Below are 18,894 nucleotides of genomic sequence, written 5' to 3'. Positions count from 1 at the left end.
GCGGCGGAGGGAGTTGCCGAGGGTGTAGCCGAAGCCCGGCTCCAGCGGCTCGATCACGAACCGGGAGCGGAACTCGTCGACGACCTCTTCGGTCAACGAGGGGCGCTGAGCGATCAGCATGAGTGGATCAGATCCTTCAGTCGTGGGCGCCCGCTATATGACGCCCGACCAGGCCGCACCGGAAAGGTGCGGGTACTGCAAGGGTACGGGCGGTACGACCGGAAAGGGCCGTACCGCCCGGAAAGCTGCGCGAAGCGGCCGTACGTCAGACGCGGCGGCGCTTCGGCGGGCGGCAGCCGTTGTGCGGGGTCGGGGTGACGTCCTGGATGGAGCCGACCTCGAGACCGGTGGCCTGCAGGGAGCGGATCGCGGTCTCACGGCCGGAGCCCGGACCCTTGACGAACACGTCGACCTTGCGCATGCCGTGCTCCTGGGCGCGGCGGGCGGCCGACTCGGCGGCCATCTGCGCGGCGAACGGCGTGGACTTCCGGGAGCCCTTGAAGCCGACGTGGCCGGCGGAGGCCCAGGAGATCACGTTGCCGGACGGGTCGGTGATCGAAACGATGGTGTTGTTGAACGTGCTCTTGATGTGCGCGTGGCCGTGAGCGACGTTCTTCTTTTCCTTGCGGCGCACCTTCTTGGCAGCGCCCTGACGTCCCTTGGGGGGCATGTCGAAAACTCCTACGGGAGGTGGTCGGTCCTACAGCGAAGACCGCTGGACGGCGAGTGTCGCTGCGGACTACTTCTTGCCCGGCTTCTTCTTGCCGGCGATGGCGCGACGCGGGCCCTTGCGGGTGCGGGCGTTGGTGCTGGTGCGCTGACCGCGGACGGGCAGACCGCGGCGGTGACGCAGACCCTGGTAGCAGCCGATCTCGACCTTGCGGCGGATGTCGGCCTGGATCTCGCGACGGAGGTCACCCTCGGTCTTGATGTTGTTGTCGACGTACTCGCGGATCGCGACGAGCTGCTCCTCGGAGAGGTCGCGGACGCGGGTGTTCGGGTCGATGTCGGTGGCGGCCAGCGTCTGCTGGGACAGGGTCCGGCCGATGCCGAACACGTAGGTGAGGGCGACCTCCACGCGCTTTTCGCGCGGGATGTCAACACCGGAAACGCGTGCCATTCAATGGCTCCAGTTGATCTTCGGAGGTCTTCCGCAGGACCGACTCCCGGCCGCCGTACCAGGTACGAACCGGGTCCCCGGCCTCCGAACCGGGGGTGTCGAGCCGCGTCGGGCTCGGGTCCTGCGTATGAACATATTCAGCTCGCGTCGCGCGAATCTCTGCGATGAGGGGTGCAGAGGGTGCGGTCGGTCGTGCGTCAGCCCTGGCGCTGCTTGTGGCGCGGGTTGTCGCAGATGACCATGACCCGGCCGTGACGGCGGATCACCCTGCACTTGTCGCAGATCTTCTTGACGCTCGGCTTGACCTTCATGGGATGTGAGGTTCTCCGGGTCAGTTGCCGGCGGCCCCTCGGTGGAACGCGGGGCCTGGGCAAGATCTACTTGTACCGGTAGACGATCCGGCCGCGCGTGAGGTCGTACGGAGACAGCTCCACCACGACCCGGTCGTCAGGGAGGATGCGGATGTAGTGCATGCGCATCTTGCCGCTGATGTGTGCCAGGACCTGGTGGCCGTTCTGGAGCTCGACCCTGAACATGGCGTTCGGCAGAGACTCGACGACAGTGCCCTCGATCTCGATGGCACCTTGCTTCTTGGCCACGCTTCGCCCTTCGAATCGACTACCTTGATCGACTCCATGTCCCGCATGCGGACATGCGAATACATGAGAGCCGACGAGTCAGTCTACGTCAGCACTCTGCGAAAGACGAATCGAGAGAGTCTGCCCCAGCTCCGAGATCATCATGCGGCCGGGGCCGACCCGGACCGGCGGCCGTCGGCGGGCGGGGCCCTGTCAGGCCAGCGGGTCCGGCGCGGCCGTGATGCCGTACTCGGCAAGCTTCGCCTTGCCGCCGTCCGGGGCCGTCAGGACCAGGGGGCCCTGCTCGGTCAGAGCCACCGAGTGCTCCCAGTGGGACGACCAGGTGCCGTCCGTGGTGATGACCGTCCAGTCGTCCTCGAGGACGTGGGTCTTCGGGGTGCCCAGGGAGACCATGGGCTCGATGGCCAGGCAGAAGCCGGGGACCAGCTTCGGGCCCTTGCCCCGCCGCCGGTCGACGTAGTTGAGCAGGTGCGGGTCCATGTGCATCTCGGTGCCGATGCCGTGGCCGCCGTAGTCCTCGATGATCCCGTAGCGGCCGCCGCCCGGCTTCGGCTGGCGGCGGATGTACGTCTCGACGGCCCGGGAGATGTCGACCAGCCGGTTGCCCTGCTTCATGGCGGCGATGCCGGCCCACATCGACTCCTCGGTCACCCGGGAGAGCTCGATCAGCTCCGGGGAGTGACCGGAGCCGACGAACGCGGTGAAGGCCGCGTCGCCGTGCCAGCCATCGACGATCGCGCCGCAGTCGATGGAGATGACGTCCCCGTCCTTGAGGACGACGTCGTCGGAGGGGATGCCGTGGACGACGACCTCGTTCACGGAGGTGCAGATCGTCGCCGGGAAGCCCCCGTAGCCGAGGAAGTTCGGCTTGGCGTTGTGCTCGGCGAGCACCTTGCGGGCCACCTGATCCAGGTCCTTGGTGGTCGCCCCTGGCACGGCCGCCTCCCGGGTGGCCGCGTGGATGGCGGCGACGACCAGCCCCGCCTCACGCATCTTGGCGATCTGCTCGGGGGACTTGATCTGCACCATGGGGACTACGGCCTTTCTCGGACCGGAAAGAAGACGGACACCCACAACAATACGGGGAAGGGAAACCCCGCCCGTCCGGCGTTCGAGAACGAGGACGAGGCCGTTCAGGCCGATGCGGGGGTCCGGGGACGGCCGCGCCGGCGCCGTGCACACGTCGGCCGCGGCCCCCATGGGGAACCGCGGCCGAGCAGCGCGGTCAGTCGCGCTTCAGCGCCTCCAGCGCGCGCCGCGTGATCTCGTCCACCGGACCGAGCGAGGAGATCGTCACGACCAGGCCCTGCGCCCGATAGAAATCGATGATCGGCTCGGTCTGCGTGTGGTAGACCTCCAGCCGCTTGCGCACGGTCTCCTCGGAGTCGTCGTCCCGCTGGTACAGCTCACCGCCGCAGACGTCGCAGACGCCTTCCTTCTTCGGCGGGCTGTACGTCACGTGGAACACGTGCGCCGAGTCGTTGCGGCAGGTGCGGCGACCCGCGATGCGCTTGACGACCTCGTCCTCGGGGACCTCGAGGTCGAGGACCGCGTCCAGCTTCATGCCCTCGCCCTGGAGCAGCTTGTCCAGCGCCTCGGCCTGCGACACATTGCGCGGGAAACCGTCCAGCAGGAAACCGCCCTCGGCGTCGGGCTGCTCCATGCGGTCCTTGGCCATGGCGATGGTGACCTCGTCGGGCACCAGGTTTCCGGCGTCCATGTAGGACTTCGCGAGCTTGCCGAGCTCCGTCTGCCGGCTGATGTTGGCGCGGAACAGGTCACCCGTGGAGATGTGCGGAATGCGCAGCTTCTCGGCCAGGCGCGTGGCCTGTGTTCCTTTGCCGGCACCCGGCGGTCCGACGAGGACGATTCGCATCAGCGGAGGAACCCTTCATAATTGCGCTGCTGGAGCTGGCTCTCGATCTGCTTCACCGTCTCGAGTCCGACACCCACGATGATCAGGATGCTGGTCCCGCCGAAGGGGAAGTTCTGGTTCGCCCCGAAGCCGACCAACGCCATTGTCGGTACGAGAGCGATCAGGCCCAGATACAGCGAACCCGGCCAGGTGATCCGGTTGAGCACGTACGAAAGGTACTCAGCGGTCGGTCGGCCAGCCCGGATGCCCGGGATGAAGCCACCATACTTCTTCATGTTGTCGGCGACTTCCTCGGGGTTGAAGGAGATCGCCACATAGAAGAACGCGAAGAACACGATCAGCAGGAAGTACAGGGTGATGTAGATCGGGTGATCGCCCTTGGTCAGGTTCTGCTGGACCCAGGTCTTCCATCCGGAGTTGCCCCCGGAGAACTGGGCGATCAGTGCCGGAATGTAGAGCAGCGAAGAAGCGAAGATGACGGGGATCACACCCGCCTGGTTGACCTTCAGCGGGATGTACGTCGACGTACCGCCGTAGGAACGGCGGCCGATCATGCGCTTGGCGTACTGCACCGGAATGCGGCGCTGGGCCTGTTCGACGAAGACGACCAGGCCGACCATGACCAGGCCGACGAGGATGACGGTGCCGAATTCGATCCAGCCCTCGGCGAGCTTGCCCTGCTTCTTGATGGCCCACAGCGCGGACGGGAAGGTGGCGGCGATCGAGATGAACATCAGGATCGACATGCCGTTGCCGATACCGCGGTCGGTGATGAGCTCACCGAGCCACATGACCGTGGCCGTACCGGCGGTCATGACGATCACCATGACGATCGTGTTGAAGATCGCCTGGTTCGGGACGATGTTCCCGGCCTGCGAGCACCCGGAGAACAGGGCGCCGCTGCGGGCGGTGGCGACCAGGCCGGTGCCCTGGAGGATGGCGAGCGCCACCGTCAGGTAACGGGTGTACTGGGTGATCTTCGCGGTGCCGGACTGGCCCTCCTTCTTGAGGGCCTCCAACCGCGGGATCACCACGGTCAGCAGCTGAAGGATGATGCTCGCCGTGATGTACGGCATGATGCCCAGAGCGAAGATCGTGATCTGCAGCAGCGCACCGCCGCTGAACATGTTCACCAGGCCGAAGAGGCCCTGGTTGCCCGAGGCCTCGCTGACACACTGCTGAACGGCCTTGTAGTTGACACCCGGGATCGGAATGTGGGTACCGACGCGGTACACCACGATGATGCCGAGCGTGAAGAGCAGCTTCTTGCGCAGGTCGGGCGTCCTGAACGCCCGGGCGAAGCCGGTGAGCACGGTGCCTCCTGCGACCCCCGCGCAAGTGCGTCAGGGTGACGGTCTTGAGGTTCGACAATAAGGAACGGTGCAGGCCACCTTACCGGCGACACTGCCTCCCTGAGAACGACCAACCGGGGATACCTCATTGTGAGGTACCCCCGGTCGGGACCGCTTTACGTCATCGGGCTCAGACGAGCTCGGTGACAGAACCGCCGGCGGCGGTGATCTTCTCCTTGGCGGAGCCGGAGACGGCGTCCACCGTCACCTGCAGCGCCACGGAGACCTCGCCCTGGCCCAGGACCTTGACGAGGCTGTTCTTGCGAACGGCACCCTTGGCCACCAGGTCCTCGACCGTGACCTCGCCGCCCTCGGGGTAGAGCGCGGCCAGCCTGTCGAGGTTCACGACCTGGTACTCGGTCTTGAACGGGTTCTTGAAGCCCTTCAGCTTCGGGAGGCGCATGTGCAGCGGCATCTGGCCGCCCTCGAAGCTCTCCGGAACCTGGTAGCGGGCCTTGGTGCCCTTGGTACCACGACCGGCCGTCTTACCCTTGGACGCCTCACCACGACCGACACGGGTCTTGGCGGTCTTGGCGCCCGGGGCGGGACGGAGGTTGTGGATCTTCAGCGGGTTCTGCTCCGCCATGATCAGTCGACCTCCTCGACCGTCACGAGGTGGCGGACGGTGTGCACCATGCCGCGGAACTCGGGGCGGTCCTCCTTGACGACCACGTCGCCGAGCCTCTTCAGCCCGAGCGAACGCAGGGTGTCACGGTGGTTCTGCTTGCTGCCGATGTAGGACTTCGTCTGCGTGATCTTGAGCTGTGCCATCACGCACCCGCCCCTGCACGCGCACGCAGCAGAGCCGCGGGAGCGACGTCCTCGAGCGGCAGACCACGGCGGGCCGCGACCTCCTCGGGACGCTGCAGGCCCTTGAGGGCCTCCACCGTCGCGTGCACGATGTTGATCTGGTTGTCGGAGCCGAGCGACTTCGACAGGATGTCGTGGATACCGGCGCACTCGAGCACGGCGCGCACCGGGCCACCGGCGATAACACCGGTACCGGGGGACGCGGGCTTGAGCAGCACGACGCCGGCAGCCTTCTCACCCTGGATCGGGTGCGGGATGGTGCCCTGGATCCGGGGAACCTTGAAGAAGTGCTTCTTGGCCTCCTCAACGCCCTTGGCGATGGCGGCCGGCACCTCCTTGGCCTTGCCGTATCCGACACCCACGGTGCCGTCACCGTCGCCCACCACGACCAGCGCGGTGAAGCTGAAGCGACGACCACCCTTCACAACCTTGGCGACGCGGTTGATCGCGACGACGCGCTCAACGTACGCGGTCTTCTCGGCGGCAGCTGCGCCGCCGTCACGGCCCTTCCGGTCCCGCCGCTCGCCGCCACCGGCACCGCCACCGCGGCGCTGGGGTCCAGCCATTGGAATTACCTCTCTCTGTTTCCGCTAGCTCGGAACCGGCTCAGAACTTCAGGCCGGCTTCGCGGGCGGCGTCCGCCAGGGCGGCGATGCGCCCGGCGTACTGGTTGCCACCACGGTCGAACACGACGGCCTCGACACCGGCGGCCTTGGCGCGCTCGGCGACCAGGGCGCCGACCTGCTTGGCCTGCGCCGACTTGTCGCTCTCGCCACCGCGGATCGAGTTGTCCAGCGTGGACGCCGATGCCAGGGTGTGGCCCTTCAGGTCGTCGATCACCTGCGCCACGATGTGGCGGTTCGAGCGGGTCACGACCAGACGGGGACGCTCCGCCGTACCGGAGATCCGCTTGCGGATCCGGATGTGGCGGCGCTTGATCGCGGCGCGCTTGTAGGCGTCGCCCTTGAGGATCTTCTGCCCGTATGCCATGGCTTACTTACCCGCCTTTCCGACCTTGCGGCGGATGACTTCGCCCTCGTACTTGACGCCCTTGGCCTTGTACGGGTCGGGCTTGCGCAGCTTGCGGATGTTGGCCGCAACCTCGCCGACCTTCTGCTTGTCGATGCCCTCGACCGAGAAGCGGGTCGGGGCCTCCACCTTGAAGGTGATGCCCTCGGGCGCCTCGATGGTGATCGGGTGGCTGTAGCCGAGCGCGAACTCCAGGTTCGGACCCTTGGCCGTCACGCGGTAACCGACACCGCTGATCTCGAGCTTCTTCACGTAACCCTGGGTCACGCCGGTGATCATGTTCGCCACCAGCGTGCGGGACAGGCCGTGCAGGGCCTTGTTCTGACGCTCGTCGTTGGGGCGGGTCACCTGCAGGGTGCCGTCCTCGCCCTTGGCGATGTCGATCGGCGCCACGACGGTGTGGGTCAGCGAGCCCTTGGGGCCCTTGACCGAGACCGTACGGCCGTCGATGGTGACGTCCACGCCGGCGGGAACCGCGATGGGGAGCTTGCCGATGCGCGACATAGCTGTTTCCTCCGTTCCCTTCCGCTACCAGACGTAGGCGAGGACTTCCCCACCCACGCCCTTCTTGCCGGCCTGCTTGTCGGTGAGGAGCCCGTGGGACGTGGAGATGATCGCCACGCCGAGGCCGCCGAGCACCTTCGGCAGGTTGGTGGACTTCGCGTACACCCGGAGACCGGGCTTGGAGATCCGCTTGATGCCCGCGATGGAGCGCTCACGGTTGGGGCCGAACTTCAGCTCCAGGACGAGGTTCTTGCCGACCTCGGCGTCCTCGACCTTCCAGCCCGTGATGAAGCCCTCCTGCTGGAGGATCTCCGCGATGTGCGACTTGATCTTCGAGTGCGGCATCGACACGCTGTCGTGGTATGCCGAGTTCGCGTTCCGCAGACGCGTGAGCATGTCTGCGATCGGATCAGTCATGGTCATGAATTGGCCTTCGGCCTCTCTCGCCGGGGTTTCCTGGTGCGCCATCCCTCTCCCCGATCCGAGACGGGACGGGTGCGGCGCGGTGGACCTACGGCGTAGTAAGTCGTAAGGGCGCGGCAGGCGCCCAACCCCACAAGCCTAAGGCATGTGAGGTGGGCCTCCTGCCGACCCCAGTTGCTTACCGAGAGTCCTGCTTCAACCCAAGTGGGCTGTTACCAGGAGCTCTTGGTCACGCCCGGCAGCTCGCCGCGGTGAGCCATCTCACGAAGGCACACACGGCACAGGCCGAACTTGCGGTACACGGAGTGCGGACGGCCACAGCGCTGGCAGCGGGTGTAGCCGCGCACACCGAACTTGGGCTTGCGAGCAGCCTTAGCGATCAGAGCCTTCTTCGCCATCTCGCTCACGCCTCCTTGAACGGGAAGCCGAGGTGACGAAGGAGCGCGCGGCCCTCAGCGTCGTTGGTCGCCGTGGTGACCACGGTGATGTCCATACCCCGGACGCGGTCGATCTTGTCCTGGTCGATCTCGTGGAACATGACCTGCTCGGTGAGACCGAAGGTGTAGTTGCCACGGCCGTCGAACTGCTTGGGGGACAGGCCGCGGAAGTCGCGGATGCGCGGCAGCGCGAGCGACAGGGTGCGGTCCAGGAACTCCCACATGCGGTCGCCACGGAGCGTGACGTGGGCACCGATCGGCTGGCCCTCACGCAGCTTGAACTGCGCGATGGACTTGCGGGCCTTGGTGACGGCCGGCTTCTGACCGGTGATCGTGGTGAGGTCGCGGATGGCGCCCTCGATCAGCTTGGAGTCGCGGGCGGCGTCGCCCACACCCATGTTGACCACGATCTTGACGAGGCCGGGGACCTGCATGACGTTCTCGTACTTGAACTCGTCACGCAGCTTGCCCGCGATCTCCTCGCGGTACTTCTGCTTCAGACGCGGAGTGGTGGTGGTAGCCATCAGATGTCCTCACCCGTCCGCTTGGCAACGCGGATCTTGTTGCCTTCGTCGTCGAAGCGGTAACCGACGCGGGTCACGACCTTCTTGCCGTCCTTCTCCACGACCAGCTGGACGTTGGAGACGTGGATCGGCGCCTCGGTGGTGACGATGCCGCCGGCCTGCGAACCGCGGGCCGTCGGACCGGCCTTGGTGTGCTTCTTGACCCGGTTGACACCCTCGACCAGGACACGCTCCTCGCGCGGGTAAGCGGCAATGACCTTGCCCTGCTTGCCCTTGTCCTTGCCGGTGATGACCTGGACCAGGTCGCCCTTCTTGATCTTCATGCTCACAGCACCTCCGGCGCGAGGGAGATGATCTTCATGAACTTCTTCTCGCGCAGCTCACGGCCGACCGGGCCGAAGATACGGGTGCCACGAGGGTCGCCGTCGTTCTTGAGGATGACGGCGGCGTTCTCGTCGAAGCGGATGTACGAGCCGTCCGGACGGCGGCGCTCCTTGACGGTGCGAACGATGACCGCCTTGACGACGTCACCCTTCTTCACGTTGCCACCGGGGATCGCGTCCTTGACGGTGGCGACGATGACGTCACCGATGCCCGCGTAGCGGCGACCGGAGCCACCGAGCACACGGATGCAAAGGATCTCCTTCGCACCAGTGTTGTCGGCGACACGCAGTCGCGACTCCTGCTGGATCACGTCTATCTCCTGATTGTCTGCCGGTTCCCTCCGGGGACCTGCCCGGAGAGCCTGGCGGAACCGTCCTGCGGGTAGCTCCCGCAGGAAATTACTTGTGCCTCGGGAGGCGGGAACCCGCGCCGGGGACTTCGCCGGGTCCGGGCCGGGGCCCGGGGGCGGAGCCCCCAGCGGGGGTCAGCGGGGGCGGTGCCCCCGCTTCTTACTTCGCCTTCTCGAGGATCTCGACGACGCGCCAGCGCTTCGTCGCGGACAGCGGCCGGGTCTCCATCAGGAGGACACGGTCGCCGACACCCGCGGCGTTCTGCTCGTCGTGCGCCTTGAGCTTCTCGGTACGGCGGATGACCTTGCCGTACAGCGCGTGCTTGACGCGGTCCTCGACGGCGACGACGACGGTCTTGTCCATCTTGTCGCTGACGACGAGACCCTCACGGGTCTTGCGGAAGCCGCGCGCCTCTGCGTTCTCAGTCACGTTCTTCTCGCTCATCAGGCGTTCTCCACCGTTTCGATGCCCAGCTCACGCTCGCGCATCAGGGTGTAGATCCGCGCGATGTCCTTGCGGACCGCCTTGAGACGGCCGTGGTTCTCGAGCTGCCCGGTCGCCGCCTGGAAACGGAGGTTGAACAGCTCTTCCTTGGCCTCGCGGAGCTTGCCCAGAAGCTCCTCGTTGCCCAGCTCGCGCAGCTCGGACGCCTTGGTACCGGCCGACATCACGCTTCACCTGCCTCGCGCTTGACGATCCGGCACTTCATCGGCAGCTTGTGGGCCGCACGGGTCAGCGCCTCACGGGCGATCTTCTCGTTCGGGTAGGACAGCTCGAACATCACCCGGCCGGGCTTGACGTTCGCGATCCACCACTCCGGCGAACCCTTACCGGAACCCATGCGGGTCTCGGCGGGCTTCTTGGTCAGCGGACGGTCCGGGTAGATGTTGATCCAGACCTTGCCGCCACGCTTGATGTGGCGGGTCATCGCGATACGAGCCGCCTCGATCTGGCGGTTCGTCACGTAGGCCGGGGTCAGCGCCTGGATGCCGTACTCGCCGAACGCAACCTGCGTTCCACCCTTGGACATACCGTTGCGCTTCGGGTGGTGCTGCTTGCGGTGCTTGACCCTACGGGGGATCAGCATTTCGGTCAGGCCTCCGTTCCGGTGCTCTCAGCCGGAGCGGCAGCGGCGGCGTCGGCCTTGGGGGCCTCGGCGGCGGGAGCCTGCTGCTGCGGCTTGCGACCGCGCCGCTCGCCACCGCGGCCACCACGGGCCGGGCGGTCGGCGCCACCACGGGCCGGGCGGTTGCCCGCACGGGCGGCGGCGTTCTCGGCGCGGACCTCGGCGATGTTCTTGACGTCGCCCTTGTAGATCCAGACCTTCACACCGATGCGGCCGAAGGTCGTCTTGGCCTCGAAGAAGCCGTAGTCCACGTTCGCACGGAGCGTGTGCAGGGGCACACGGCCCTCGCGGTAGAACTCCGAGCGGGACATCTCGGCGCCGCCGAGGCGGCCACCGCACTGGATCTTGATGCCCTTGGCGCCGGCCTTCATCGCCGACTGCATGCTCTTGCGCATGGCACGGCGGAAGGAGACGCGGGAGGAAAGCTGCTCGGCGACGGCCTGGGCCACCAGCTGAGCGTCGGTCTCGGGGTTCTTGACCTCGAGGATGTTCAGCTGGACCTGCTTGCCGGTCAGCTTCTCCAGGTCGCCGCGGATGCGGTCGGCCTCGGCGCCGCGGCGGCCGATGACGATGCCCGGGCGAGCGGTGTGGATGTCCACGCGGACGCGGTCACGGGTGCGCTCGATCTCGACCTTGGAGATGCCGGCGCGCTCCATGCCGGACGTCATCATCCGACGGATGGCGACGTCTTCCTTGACGTAGTCCTTGTACAGCTTGTCGGCGTACCAACGCGACTTGAAGTCGGTCGTGACACCGAGCCGGAACCCATGCGGGTTTACCTTCTGGCCCATTACCGGGTTCCTTCCTTGCTGCTGACGACCACGGTGATGTGGCTGGTCCGCTTGCGGATCCGGTAGGCACGGCCCTGGGCACGCGGACGGAACCGCTTCAGGGTCGGGCCCTCGTCGACGTACGCCTCGGAGATGAACAGCGAGTCGACGTCGGAGTGGTCGTAGTTGTGCGCGGCGTTGGCGATGGCGCTGTCGAGCACCTTGCCAACCGGAACCGAGGCAGCCTGCGGAGCGAATCGCAGGACGGCCTGGGCCTCCGTGGCGTCCATGCCACGGATGAGGTCCACCACGCGGCGGGCCTTCATGGGCGTGACGCGGATGTACCGCGCCTGGGCCCTGGCTTCCATGGTTGTCCCTTCAGTTACTTACGTGTCTGAATGCGATCCGCTTTAGCGGCGCTTCGACTTCCGGTCTTCCTTGACGTGACCCCGGAAGGTGCGCGTCGGCGAGAACTCGCCGAGCTTGTGGCCGACCATCGACTCGGTGACGAACACCGGGATGTGGGTCTTGCCGTTGTGCACCGCCAGCGTGTGGCCCAGCATGGCCGGGACGATCATCGAGCGGCGGGACCAGGTCTTGATGACGTTCTTGGTGCCGGCTTCGTTCTGCGAGTCCACCTTCTTCATCAGGTGGTCGTCGACGAAGGGCCCCTTCTTCAGGCTACGAGGCATCTCAACCCGTCCTTAGCGCTTCTTGTTCGTCTTGCGGCGGCGGACGATGTACTTGTTCGACGCCTTCTTGGGCGAACGAGTACGGCCTTCCTTCTTGCCCCACGGGGACACCGGGTGGCGGCCACCGGAGGTCCGGCCCTCACCACCACCGTGCGGGTGGTCGACCGGGTTCATGACCACACCACGGACGGTCGGGCGAACGCCCAGCCACCGCTTGCGGCCCGCCTTGCCCCAGTTGATGTTCGACTGCTCGGCGTTGCCGACCTCACCGACGGTGGCGCGGCAGCGGACGTCGACCAGCCGGATCTCACCGGACGGCATGCGCAGGTGGGCCATGGAGCCCTCCTTCGCGAGCAGCTGCACGGAGGCACCGGCGGAGCGGGCGAACTTGGCGCCGCCACCGGGACGGAGCTCGATCGCGTGGATCGTGGTACCGACCGGGATGTTGCGCAGCGCCAGGTTGTTGCCCGGCTTGATGTCGGCCGCGGGGCCGTTCTCGACGCGGTCGCCCTGCGACAGGCCGCGCGGCGCGAGGATGTAGCGCTTCTCGCCGTCGGCGTAGTGCAGCAGTGCGATGCGCGCGGTGCGGTTGGGGTCGTACTCGATGTGCGCGACCTTCGCCGGCACGCCGTCCTTGTCGTGACGACGGAAGTCGATCACACGGTAGGCGCGCTTGTGTCCGCCACCCTGGTGGCGAACGGTCACACGACCGGAATTGTTACGGCCGCCCTTGCTGTGCAGGGGACGGACCAGCGACTTCTCCGGCGTGGACCGCGTGACCTCGACGAAGTCGGCGACGCTGGCGCCACGACGGCCCGGCGTAGTCGGCTTGTACTTGCGGATTCCCATTTCTCAGTCCTCGTCCGATATCGGACGATCCGGACCGCCCTCAGGCGGTCGGACCGCCGAAGATGTCGATACGGTCGCCCTCGGCGAGGGTCACGATCGCTCGCTTGGTGGCGGCACGCTGACCGAAACCGGTCCTGGTCCGCTTGCGCTTGCCCTGGCGGTTGATCGTGTTGACCCCGGTGACCTTGACGTCGAAGACCGCCTGGACGGCCTGCTTGATCTGGGTCTTGTTGGCGTTCGGGTCGACGATGAACGTGTACTTGTTCTCGTCGAGGAGCGCGTAGCTCTTCTCCGAGACGACCGGCTTCAGCAGGACGTCACGGGGGTCCGTGTACGACTTGCTCAGCGGGGTCTCGACGGTGTTCTTGCCCTCGGTGGCGTGGCGACGCGCCTTGGCGACGCGCGCGGCCTTGGCGGCCTTGGCGGCCTTCGAGGCGATAGCGGGGTGACGGATGGCCATCAGACCTCGCTCCCTTCGGTGTCGTTGGCCTGCGGGCCGGCGACGAAGGACTCGAAAGCGGCCTTGGTGAAGACCACGTCGTCCGAGACGAGAACGTCGTACGTGTTCAGCTGGCCCGGCTCCAGGATGTGGACCTGGGGCAGGTTGCGGGCGGACAGCCACGCGGCCTCGTCGGCGCGGTCGACGACCAGGAGCAGGTTCTTGCGCTCCGAGATCTTGCCGAACAGCGTCCGGGCGGCCTTGGTGGAGGCGGTCTCACCCTCGACCACGCCGGTGACGACGTGGATGCGGTCGTGGCGGGCCCGGTCGGTGAGGGCGTGGCGCAGGGCCGCGGCCTTCATCTTCTTCGGGGTCCGCTGGGAGTAGTCACGCGGCTGCGGGCCGTGGACGACGCCACCACCGGCGAACTGCGGCGCACGGGTCGAACCCTGACGGGCGCGACCGGTGCCCTTCTGGCGGTACGGCTTCTTGCCACCACCGCGGACCTCGCCACGGGTCTTGGTCTTGTGCGTGCCCTGACGGGCCGCGGCCAGCTGCGCGACGACGACCTGGTGGATCAGCGGGACGCTGACCTTCTCAACGCCGAAGATCTCCGCGGGGAGCTCGACGGTACCGGCCTTCTCGCCCGCCGGCGAAAGGATGTCAACAGTGCTCATCGGTTACCTCAGGCCCCCTTGGCCGCGGTGCGGACCAGGACGAGGCCGCCGTTCGGACCGGGAACCGCGCCCTTGATGAGCAGCAGACCCTTCTCCGCGTCAACGGCGTGGACGGTCAGGTTCTGGGTGGTGACCCGCTCGTTGCCCATGCGACCCGCCATGCGGAGGCCCTTGAACACACGGCCCGGGGTGGCGCAGCCGCCGATGGAACCGGGCGAGCGGTGCTTGCGCTGGGTGCCGTGCCCGGCGCCGAGGCCACGGAAGTTGTGGCGCTTCATGACACCGGCGAAGCCCTTGCCCTTGCTCTTGCCGGTGACGTCGACCTTCACGCCGGCCTCGAACACCTCGGCGGTGATCTGCTGGCCGAGGGTGTACTCGGCGGCGTCCGCGGTGCGGATCTCGACGAGGTGACGACGGGGGGTGACGTCGGCCTTCGCGAAGTGGCCCTTGAGGGGCTTGTTCACCTTGCGCGGGTCGATCTCGCCGAAGGCGATCTGGACCGACTCGTAGCCGTCGACGTCGTTCGTACGAACCTGGGTGACGACGTTGGGGCCGGCCTTGACGACGGTCACCGGGACGACACGGTTGTTCTCGTCCCAGACCTGCGTCATGCCGAGCTTCTCACCCAGGATGCCCTTGATCTGCTTGGTCATCTCTCAGATCACCGGCCTCAGAGCTTGATCTCGATGTCGACACCGGCCGGGAGGTCGAGTCGCATCAGAGAGTCAACGGTCTTGGGGGTCGGGTCGAGGATGTCGATCAGGCGCTTGTGCGTGCGCATCTCGAAGTGCTCGCGCGAGTCCTTGTACTTGTGCGGCGACTTGATGACGCAGTACACGTTCTTCTCAGTGGGCAGCGGCACCGGGCCCGCGACCGACGCACCAGTACGGGTCACCGTCTCGACGATCTTCTTCGCCGAGGAGTCGATGACCTCGTGGTCGTAGGCCTTGAGCCGGATGCGGATCTTCTGTCCCGCCATGGCTACTCCGTAGTCCTGTCTCTCTATACGCTCCGGAACCCGGTGTCCCCTCGGCCCTCTCCGACCCACGCGGTCGGGCGTGTCGCGCTCCCGCTGACATGGATGCCCCTTGTTCGAACATCCTTCGGGATTGCACACGGCCCTACCGGTACCGCGAGCCGGGGGCGAAGGCCCACCGGGTGCCTGGTCGGTGTCGCACCCACGCTTCCCGGAAGATTCCCGTACGTCCGCCCCAGCGCTGCCGTGAGGCAGTTAGGGCGACGAGTACCGTGGGACTCGCTTCCGGTCCTCCCGGCGGGAGGCGCGCGGCATCAACGCTCGACCGAGCAACTCGGACAGTCTGCCACAGTGGGCGGGGGCCTGGCCAATCGAGCCGGGGATATTACCCCGGGGGTGACGCAGGTCAAACCAGGGGCGGCCCGGCCAGGGGCTTTCGTTTGGATCAGGCCGGATCAGGCCCGCGAGCCCGGCATGATCCAAACGAGAGGCCCCAGGGTCGGGCGGCGACGGAACACGCTCACACCGACACGGGGACAGGATGACGGCAGCCGATGCGAACGGCACCGGGGAGACGGCCGGGGGGCCCGGGCGCCGAAGGGCGGCGGGGTCGATGGAATGCTCCGGGACGCCGAGCGCATCGACAAGTTTCGTGTGCGCCGGCAGTCGGTGCCCGTCCGAGGCCAGCTGCAGGACCGGTAGTCGTAACCAGCCTTCCGCCAGGTGCCGTCACCGTCGAGGAACTGGTGGTTGCCGTCCCCGTCGCGCTTCAGGCCGAAGGTGTGGCCACGCCGAAGTATGTGCAGTACAGGGTCTCGCCGGCGGTCCCACTGCCGGCGTTCCCGCCGACCCAGTCCGGTTGTTGTCTTTCGGCGCCGTGCTGTTGCCTATGAGTTCCTGCTCCGCAGGTCCCGGGCGAGGTGCCGCAGGTCGCGCGGGGTGATGCCGTAGGCGGCGCGGAAGAGGCGGCTGAAATGGGCCTTGTCGACGAAGCCCCAGTCGGCGGCGACCGCCCAGACAGGGCGGTGCTCGTTGTGGGGTTCGGACAGGTCGCGGTGGCAGTTCTCCAGTCGGCGCCGGCGTATCCAGCCGGCGACCGTCAGGCCTTGAGCCTGGAAGACGCGGTGCAGGTGGCGGGTGGAGATGTGGTGGGCGGCCGCGACCGCTTCCGGAGTCAGCCCCGGGTCGGCGAGGTGCTGCTCGATGAAGGCGCGGATCCGCAGGATCAGAGAGTGGTGGTGGGTCTCGGGCTGCAGTTGCTGTTCCGCCTCCAGGTGATGGGCGCAGACGGCAGCCAGCAGATCGACCGTGATGGCGGCGAGCCGCCCGGCGTCTGCCAGGGTGTAGGAATGAGCATTCGCCGTCATCTGTCTCAGGAACCCGGCCAGTAGTGCCGCGACGCCGTCGTCGGCGGGTATGCGCGCGGCGGTGAGGGAGAGGACTCTCTCGTACGGCAGGGGAAGCAGCGTCCGGGGCAGTTGCACCATGATGCCGCTGATGTGTCCGCGGTCGGAGCAGGCGTCGCCCTGCCAGGGCCGCGAGGTGTCGTAGAGCATCAGCTCTCCCGCGGTGCCGGCCACGTCGCGTCCGCCCTGGACGAGTCTGTGGCCTCCGCGCAGGTTGAGCATGACCTGGTAGCTCTCGGGGTCGGACCTCCGGATCAGCTTCGCGGTCCGCCGGGTTTCCAGCGGCGGGTACCGCAGTTTCGAGACCTGCACCGCCCCGAGGTCCACCAGCCGCAGTTCCGCCCGGAAGTTCGCCGCGTGGTCGCTCGACAGCAGGTTCGGGATGAGCGTGTCGGTCGTCAGACTGCACCAGTGGTCGAACCGCTCCGCCGCCGGCAGGCAGCTCGTCCGGACCTCCGTGACCATCCCCATGAACGCCCCCTGCCGAAAACCATGACCGTGGGCCAGAGCCATGACTGTCTGTGACGGATCATGGGCGTGCGACCCCGCATTGATCTTCCCCAGCTCCGCCAGTATGCACGCCGGAATCGAGGTCACCCGGGCAACTGCCGGGACTGGCGGGAGAGACGTTGCGCCGCAGCGGTGCCGTCGCCGCGGCCGCCTCCCACACCTGCTGACCACCCTGTACGACCGTCCGCCGGAGGACCGGCTCACCGCCTGGGGGAACACGTCCTCGCCGAACTCGAAGGGCCGGACGACCCGTTCCTCGCTCGCTTCTCCACAGCCCAGTCGGCGGCGGCCTGGCCCGGCAGGTCGAGGAGATCACCCGCGCCTGGCGCGACGAGGCCCCCTCCACGACCGGCGCCGGGCTCGCCCTGGCACTCGCGGGGCTCCGTGGCCTGCCCCGCCCGGTCCAGCCGGTGGTGAGCGGCCCCATGAGCACCTCGTTGCCCGCCCGGCTGACCGGGCAGATCACACGGGAAATCATCCGGTCGGCGCGTGACTCGCTGCTCACAGCCGGCTTCGCCGCGCACGGAGCGGTGGACACGGCGGCGGAGATGGCCGCCGCTGTCGGGGTGACCGGCGGCTGCGCCGACCGCGCTCCCCCACTGAGGCAGGTGGCAGGGCCTCCGGGGCCGCAGCGGGCCGGGGGGCAAATGGCCGCGGCCAGGCGTCGTCAGTTGGCTGGGGCGGTCATGGTGGCGAGGATCTCGCGGACCGCGTCGAGGGTGATGTCGGGGTGGAGGAAGGCGAAGCGGGCCACCGTCTCGCCTTCAAAGACGGTGGGCGTCACGAAGGCGATCTGGCGTTCCAGCAGCTCCTTCGACCAGGTGTAGTAGTCGTCCCGGGTCCAGCCGGTGCGGCGGAACAGGACGACGGAGAGTTCGGGGTCGCGGATCAGTTCGAGGCCGTCGGCGGCGCGGATCAGGGCGGCCGACTCCAGGGCGATGCGGCGGGTCGCGTCGACGGCGTCACGGTAGGCGTCGGTGCCGTTGACAGCCAGGGAGAACCACAGTGGCAGGCCGCGGGGGCGCCGAGTGAGGTGGTAGGCGTAGTCGCTGGGGTTCCACTCCTGGGGGGCGTCCGTGTGGATGCAGTCCAGGTAGGAGGCGTCCTGGGTGTGCACGACGCGGGCCAGGGCGGGGTCTCGGTAGAGCAGGGCGCCACAGTCGAAGGGCGCGTACATCCATTTGTGCGGGTCGACGACCAGGGAGTCGGCGTGCTCGATGCCGGTGAACTTCCCGCGCAGCTCCGGGGAGAAGAGCGCGCCGCCGCCGTAGGCCGCGTCGATGTGGAACCAGAGGCCGCGTTCCCGGGCGACCTCGGCGATGCCGGAGAGGTCGTCGATGATTCCGGCGTTGGTCGTGCCGGCCGTGGCGACGACGGCGACGACGTTCTCGGCGGAGGGGTCGCCGGCGAGCGCGGCGCGCAGGGCCGCACCGGTGAGGCGGTGGTCGTCGGCCGGGACGACCAGGGCCTGCGCGCCGATGATGCGCAGCGTGTTGCTGATCGAGGAATGGGCCTGGGAGCTGACCGCGATCCGCGGGCGGGCCACCGGTTCACCGGTGGCGGTGCGGGCGGTGTCGCGGGCGACGACGAGGCCGGAGAGGTTGCCCGCCGAGCCGCCGCTCACGAAGCAGCCGCCCGCCTGGGCGGGCAGGCCGGCGAGGTCGGCGAGCAGCCTGAGCACCTGGTTCTCCGCGGCGATGGCGCCCGAGGCCTCCAGCCAGGACACACCGTGCAGGGAGGAGGCCGAAAGCACCATGTCGAACAGGGCGGCGGCCTTGGTGGGGGCGCCGGGGATGAAGGAGAGGAAGCGCGGGCTGTCGCAGGAGACCACGGTGGGCTCGATGTGCTCGGCGTACAGGCGCAGCACGTCGTCGGCGCCCCCGGGGCCGCTGCCGATGGCCTCCTTGAGGGCGGTCTCGAGTTCCGCGGCGTCGCCGAGCCTGCCCAGCGGCACCGGGTCCAGGGCCAGGCGGTGCCGGACGTGATCGATGACCACCTTGGTGAGCGCTTCGTCATGGGTGTGCACGGTGCCTCCGGGGGA

The 18,894-nt window shown here is 67.6% G+C and carries 30 protein-coding genes and 1 pseudogene; all 31 read right to left on the bottom strand.

The features are described 5' to 3' along the window. Window positions 1–120: pseudogene (locus ACFY4A_RS20040) on the bottom strand (DNA-directed RNA polymerase subunit alpha); the annotation flags it as partial. A 145-nt stretch (window positions 121–265) separates the two neighbouring features. Then, complete coding sequence (rpsK, locus tag ACFY4A_RS20035) at window positions 266–670, bottom strand: 30S ribosomal protein S11 (protein ID WP_003956432.1); 405 nt, start codon at window positions 668–670, stop codon at window positions 266–268. A 69-nt stretch (window positions 671–739) separates the two neighbouring features. After that, a complete protein-coding gene (gene rpsM, locus ACFY4A_RS20030) occupies window positions 740–1,120 on the bottom strand; it encodes a 30S ribosomal protein S13 (protein ID WP_225077987.1) in 381 nt (126 codons plus the stop codon). A 197-nt stretch (window positions 1,121–1,317) separates the two neighbouring features. Then, on the bottom strand, window positions 1,318–1,431 hold the full coding sequence (gene rpmJ, locus ACFY4A_RS20025) for a 50S ribosomal protein L36 (RefSeq protein ID WP_003974245.1): 114 nt from the start codon (window positions 1,429–1,431) through the stop codon (window positions 1,318–1,320). A gap of 66 nt (window positions 1,432–1,497) precedes the next feature. After that, window positions 1,498–1,719, bottom strand: coding sequence for a translation initiation factor IF-1 (infA, locus tag ACFY4A_RS20020; protein WP_004927214.1), 222 nt, complete (start codon window positions 1,717–1,719; stop codon window positions 1,498–1,500). 192 nt (window positions 1,720–1,911) lie between these two features. Beyond that, window positions 1,912–2,748, bottom strand: a complete 837-nt coding sequence (gene map / locus ACFY4A_RS20015) for a type I methionyl aminopeptidase (protein WP_390830705.1) — start codon at window positions 2,746–2,748, stop codon at window positions 1,912–1,914. Between the two features lie 196 nt (window positions 2,749–2,944). After that, window positions 2,945–3,595 carry an adenylate kinase gene (locus tag ACFY4A_RS20010; RefSeq protein WP_390830704.1) on the bottom strand — a complete coding sequence of 217 codons (651 nt, stop codon included), beginning with the start codon at window positions 3,593–3,595 and terminating at the stop codon, window positions 2,945–2,947. Beyond that, complete coding sequence (gene secY / locus ACFY4A_RS20005; protein ID WP_361422438.1) at window positions 3,595–4,908, bottom strand: preprotein translocase subunit SecY; 1,314 nt, start codon at window positions 4,906–4,908, stop codon at window positions 3,595–3,597. The genes ACFY4A_RS20010 and secY overlap by 1 nt, the downstream gene beginning before the upstream one ends. A gap of 169 nt (window positions 4,909–5,077) precedes the next feature. Next, the gene (gene rplO / locus ACFY4A_RS20000) at window positions 5,078–5,533 is read right to left on the bottom strand and encodes a 50S ribosomal protein L15 (RefSeq protein ID WP_390830703.1); all 456 of its coding nucleotides are present in this window, start codon (window positions 5,531–5,533) and stop codon (window positions 5,078–5,080) included. A gap of 2 nt (window positions 5,534–5,535) precedes the next feature. Further along, the gene (rpmD, locus tag ACFY4A_RS19995; RefSeq protein ID WP_009190145.1) at window positions 5,536–5,718 is read right to left on the bottom strand and encodes a 50S ribosomal protein L30; all 183 of its coding nucleotides are present in this window, start codon (window positions 5,716–5,718) and stop codon (window positions 5,536–5,538) included. Beyond that, on the bottom strand, window positions 5,718–6,323 hold the full coding sequence (rpsE, locus tag ACFY4A_RS19990; protein ID WP_073725073.1) for a 30S ribosomal protein S5: 606 nt from the start codon (window positions 6,321–6,323) through the stop codon (window positions 5,718–5,720). The genes rpmD and rpsE overlap by 1 nt, the downstream gene beginning before the upstream one ends. 40 nt (window positions 6,324–6,363) lie before the next feature. Further along, the gene (gene rplR / locus ACFY4A_RS19985) at window positions 6,364–6,747 is read right to left on the bottom strand and encodes a 50S ribosomal protein L18 (RefSeq protein ID WP_361422421.1); all 384 of its coding nucleotides are present in this window, start codon (window positions 6,745–6,747) and stop codon (window positions 6,364–6,366) included. A 3-nt stretch (window positions 6,748–6,750) separates the two neighbouring features. Further along, on the bottom strand, window positions 6,751–7,290 hold the full coding sequence (gene rplF, locus ACFY4A_RS19980; protein WP_361422418.1) for a 50S ribosomal protein L6: 540 nt from the start codon (window positions 7,288–7,290) through the stop codon (window positions 6,751–6,753). Window positions 7,291–7,314: 24 nt separating this feature from the next. Continuing rightward, entirely contained in the window at window positions 7,315–7,713 is a 399-nt protein-coding gene (gene rpsH, locus ACFY4A_RS19975; protein WP_014674378.1) for a 30S ribosomal protein S8, read from the bottom strand. A gap of 212 nt (window positions 7,714–7,925) precedes the next feature. Further along, the gene (locus ACFY4A_RS19970) at window positions 7,926–8,111 is read right to left on the bottom strand and encodes a type Z 30S ribosomal protein S14 (RefSeq protein ID WP_003948630.1); all 186 of its coding nucleotides are present in this window, start codon (window positions 8,109–8,111) and stop codon (window positions 7,926–7,928) included. Between the two features lie 5 nt (window positions 8,112–8,116). Further along, a complete protein-coding gene (rplE, locus tag ACFY4A_RS19965; RefSeq protein ID WP_019753095.1) occupies window positions 8,117–8,674 on the bottom strand; it encodes a 50S ribosomal protein L5 in 558 nt (185 codons plus the stop codon). Then, a complete protein-coding gene (gene rplX, locus ACFY4A_RS19960; RefSeq protein ID WP_004984523.1) occupies window positions 8,674–8,997 on the bottom strand; it encodes a 50S ribosomal protein L24 in 324 nt (107 codons plus the stop codon). The genes rplE and rplX overlap by 1 nt, the downstream gene beginning before the upstream one ends. Before the next feature lie 2 nt (window positions 8,998–8,999). Continuing rightward, a complete protein-coding gene (gene rplN / locus ACFY4A_RS19955; RefSeq protein WP_003998823.1) occupies window positions 9,000–9,368 on the bottom strand; it encodes a 50S ribosomal protein L14 in 369 nt (122 codons plus the stop codon). Window positions 9,369–9,567: 199 nt separating this feature from the next. Beyond that, window positions 9,568–9,852, bottom strand: a complete 285-nt coding sequence (gene rpsQ, locus ACFY4A_RS19950) for a 30S ribosomal protein S17 (RefSeq protein ID WP_100569747.1) — start codon at window positions 9,850–9,852, stop codon at window positions 9,568–9,570. After that, window positions 9,852–10,076: a 50S ribosomal protein L29 gene (gene rpmC / locus ACFY4A_RS19945; protein WP_018564811.1), complete on the bottom strand. Its 225-nt coding sequence runs from the start codon at window positions 10,074–10,076 to the stop codon at window positions 9,852–9,854. The genes rpsQ and rpmC overlap by 1 nt, the downstream gene beginning before the upstream one ends. Continuing rightward, window positions 10,076–10,495, bottom strand: a complete 420-nt coding sequence (gene rplP, locus ACFY4A_RS19940) for a 50S ribosomal protein L16 (protein ID WP_009190136.1) — start codon at window positions 10,493–10,495, stop codon at window positions 10,076–10,078. The genes rpmC and rplP overlap by 1 nt, the downstream gene beginning before the upstream one ends. A 5-nt stretch (window positions 10,496–10,500) precedes the next feature. Beyond that, window positions 10,501–11,325, bottom strand: coding sequence for a 30S ribosomal protein S3 (gene rpsC / locus ACFY4A_RS19935; RefSeq protein ID WP_390830702.1), 825 nt, complete (start codon window positions 11,323–11,325; stop codon window positions 10,501–10,503). Then, window positions 11,325–11,672 carry a 50S ribosomal protein L22 gene (rplV, locus tag ACFY4A_RS19930; RefSeq protein ID WP_225077991.1) on the bottom strand — a complete coding sequence of 116 codons (348 nt, stop codon included), beginning with the start codon at window positions 11,670–11,672 and terminating at the stop codon, window positions 11,325–11,327. The genes rpsC and rplV overlap by 1 nt, the downstream gene beginning before the upstream one ends. 42 nt (window positions 11,673–11,714) lie before the next feature. Beyond that, a complete protein-coding gene (gene rpsS, locus ACFY4A_RS19925; protein ID WP_390830701.1) occupies window positions 11,715–11,996 on the bottom strand; it encodes a 30S ribosomal protein S19 in 282 nt (93 codons plus the stop codon). Between the two features lie 12 nt (window positions 11,997–12,008). Next, window positions 12,009–12,845 (bottom strand): 50S ribosomal protein L2, encoded by an 837-nt coding sequence (gene rplB, locus ACFY4A_RS19920; protein ID WP_390830700.1) that lies wholly within the window; start codon window positions 12,843–12,845, stop codon window positions 12,009–12,011. Between the two features lie 40 nt (window positions 12,846–12,885). After that, window positions 12,886–13,305 (bottom strand): 50S ribosomal protein L23, encoded by a 420-nt coding sequence (rplW, locus tag ACFY4A_RS19915; protein WP_030345427.1) that lies wholly within the window; start codon window positions 13,303–13,305, stop codon window positions 12,886–12,888. Beyond that, complete coding sequence (gene rplD / locus ACFY4A_RS19910; protein WP_390830699.1) at window positions 13,305–13,961, bottom strand: 50S ribosomal protein L4; 657 nt, start codon at window positions 13,959–13,961, stop codon at window positions 13,305–13,307. The genes rplW and rplD overlap by 1 nt, the downstream gene beginning before the upstream one ends. An 8-nt stretch (window positions 13,962–13,969) precedes the next feature. After that, window positions 13,970–14,614, bottom strand: a complete 645-nt coding sequence (rplC, locus tag ACFY4A_RS19905) for a 50S ribosomal protein L3 (protein ID WP_100569740.1) — start codon at window positions 14,612–14,614, stop codon at window positions 13,970–13,972. Window positions 14,615–14,631: 17 nt separating this feature from the next. Then, window positions 14,632–14,940, bottom strand: a complete 309-nt coding sequence (gene rpsJ / locus ACFY4A_RS19900; RefSeq protein WP_003948644.1) for a 30S ribosomal protein S10 — start codon at window positions 14,938–14,940, stop codon at window positions 14,632–14,634. Window positions 14,941–15,824: 884 nt separating this feature from the next. Beyond that, a complete protein-coding gene (locus ACFY4A_RS19895; protein ID WP_390830698.1) occupies window positions 15,825–16,814 on the bottom strand; it encodes a helix-turn-helix domain-containing protein in 990 nt (329 codons plus the stop codon). A gap of 706 nt (window positions 16,815–17,520) precedes the next feature. Next, entirely contained in the window at window positions 17,521–18,879 is a 1,359-nt protein-coding gene (locus tag ACFY4A_RS19890; RefSeq protein ID WP_390830697.1) for a pyridoxal phosphate-dependent decarboxylase family protein, read from the bottom strand. Between the last annotated feature and the right edge of the window lie 15 nt (window positions 18,880–18,894).

It is taken from the genome of Streptomyces sp. NPDC001292 (assembly GCF_042896465.1).
Taxonomy (GTDB): domain Bacteria; phylum Actinomycetota; class Actinomycetes; order Streptomycetales; family Streptomycetaceae; genus Streptomyces.
This window is presented reverse-complemented; position numbering and strand designations above follow the sequence as displayed.

What these genes read in the sequence shown, in the direction of transcription:
- rpsK (WP_003956432.1), bottom strand. Translation starts at nt 670, where the DNA reads ATGCCCCCCAAGGGACGTCAGGGCGCTGCCAAGAAGGTGCGCCGCAAG.
- rpsM (WP_225077987.1), bottom strand. Translation starts at nt 1,120, where the DNA reads ATGGCACGCGTTTCCGGTGTTGACATCCCGCGCGAAAAGCGCGTGGAG.
- rpmJ (WP_003974245.1), bottom strand. Translation starts at nt 1,431, where the DNA reads ATGAAGGTCAAGCCGAGCGTCAAGAAGATCTGCGACAAGTGCAGGGTG.
- map (WP_390830705.1), bottom strand. Translation starts at nt 2,748, where the DNA reads ATGGTGCAGATCAAGTCCCCCGAGCAGATCGCCAAGATGCGTGAGGCG.
- ACFY4A_RS20010 (WP_390830704.1), bottom strand. Translation starts at nt 3,595, where the DNA reads ATGCGAATCGTCCTCGTCGGACCGCCGGGTGCCGGCAAAGGAACACAG.
- rplO (WP_390830703.1), bottom strand. Translation starts at nt 5,533, where the DNA reads ATGGCGGAGCAGAACCCGCTGAAGATCCACAACCTCCGTCCCGCCCCG.
- rpmD (WP_009190145.1), bottom strand. Translation starts at nt 5,718, where the DNA reads ATGGCACAGCTCAAGATCACGCAGACGAAGTCCTACATCGGCAGCAAG.
- rpsE (WP_073725073.1), bottom strand. Translation starts at nt 6,323, where the DNA reads ATGGCTGGACCCCAGCGCCGCGGTGGCGGTGCCGGTGGCGGCGAGCGG.
- rplR (WP_361422421.1), bottom strand. Translation starts at nt 6,747, where the DNA reads ATGGCATACGGGCAGAAGATCCTCAAGGGCGACGCCTACAAGCGCGCC.
- rplF (WP_361422418.1), bottom strand. Translation starts at nt 7,290, where the DNA reads ATGTCGCGCATCGGCAAGCTCCCCATCGCGGTTCCCGCCGGCGTGGAC.
- rpsH (WP_014674378.1), bottom strand. Translation starts at nt 7,713, where the DNA reads ATGACCATGACTGATCCGATCGCAGACATGCTCACGCGTCTGCGGAAC.
- ACFY4A_RS19970 (WP_003948630.1), bottom strand. Translation starts at nt 8,111, where the DNA reads ATGGCGAAGAAGGCTCTGATCGCTAAGGCTGCTCGCAAGCCCAAGTTC.
- rplE (WP_019753095.1), bottom strand. Translation starts at nt 8,674, where the DNA reads ATGGCTACCACCACCACTCCGCGTCTGAAGCAGAAGTACCGCGAGGAG.
- rplX (WP_004984523.1), bottom strand. Translation starts at nt 8,997, where the DNA reads ATGAAGATCAAGAAGGGCGACCTGGTCCAGGTCATCACCGGCAAGGAC.
- rpsQ (WP_100569747.1), bottom strand. Translation starts at nt 9,852, where the DNA reads ATGAGCGAGAAGAACGTGACTGAGAACGCAGAGGCGCGCGGCTTCCGC.
- rpmC (WP_018564811.1), bottom strand. Translation starts at nt 10,076, where the DNA reads ATGTCGGCCGGTACCAAGGCGTCCGAGCTGCGCGAGCTGGGCAACGAG.
- rplP (WP_009190136.1), bottom strand. Translation starts at nt 10,495, where the DNA reads ATGCTGATCCCCCGTAGGGTCAAGCACCGCAAGCAGCACCACCCGAAG.
- rpsC (WP_390830702.1), bottom strand. Translation starts at nt 11,325, where the DNA reads ATGGGCCAGAAGGTAAACCCGCATGGGTTCCGGCTCGGTGTCACGACC.
- rplV (WP_225077991.1), bottom strand. Translation starts at nt 11,672, where the DNA reads ATGGAAGCCAGGGCCCAGGCGCGGTACATCCGCGTCACGCCCATGAAG.
- rpsS (WP_390830701.1), bottom strand. Translation starts at nt 11,996, where the DNA reads ATGCCTCGTAGCCTGAAGAAGGGGCCCTTCGTCGACGACCACCTGATG.
- rplB (WP_390830700.1), bottom strand. Translation starts at nt 12,845, where the DNA reads ATGGGAATCCGCAAGTACAAGCCGACTACGCCGGGCCGTCGTGGCGCC.
- rplW (WP_030345427.1), bottom strand. Translation starts at nt 13,305, where the DNA reads ATGGCCATCCGTCACCCCGCTATCGCCTCGAAGGCCGCCAAGGCCGCC.
- rplD (WP_390830699.1), bottom strand. Translation starts at nt 13,961, where the DNA reads ATGAGCACTGTTGACATCCTTTCGCCGGCGGGCGAGAAGGCCGGTACC.
- rplC (WP_100569740.1), bottom strand. Translation starts at nt 14,614, where the DNA reads ATGACCAAGCAGATCAAGGGCATCCTGGGTGAGAAGCTCGGCATGACG.
- rpsJ (WP_003948644.1), bottom strand. Translation starts at nt 14,940, where the DNA reads ATGGCGGGACAGAAGATCCGCATCCGGCTCAAGGCCTACGACCACGAG.
- ACFY4A_RS19895 (WP_390830698.1), bottom strand. Translation starts at nt 16,814, where the DNA reads ATGGGGATGGTCACGGAGGTCCGGACGAGCTGCCTGCCGGCGGCGGAG.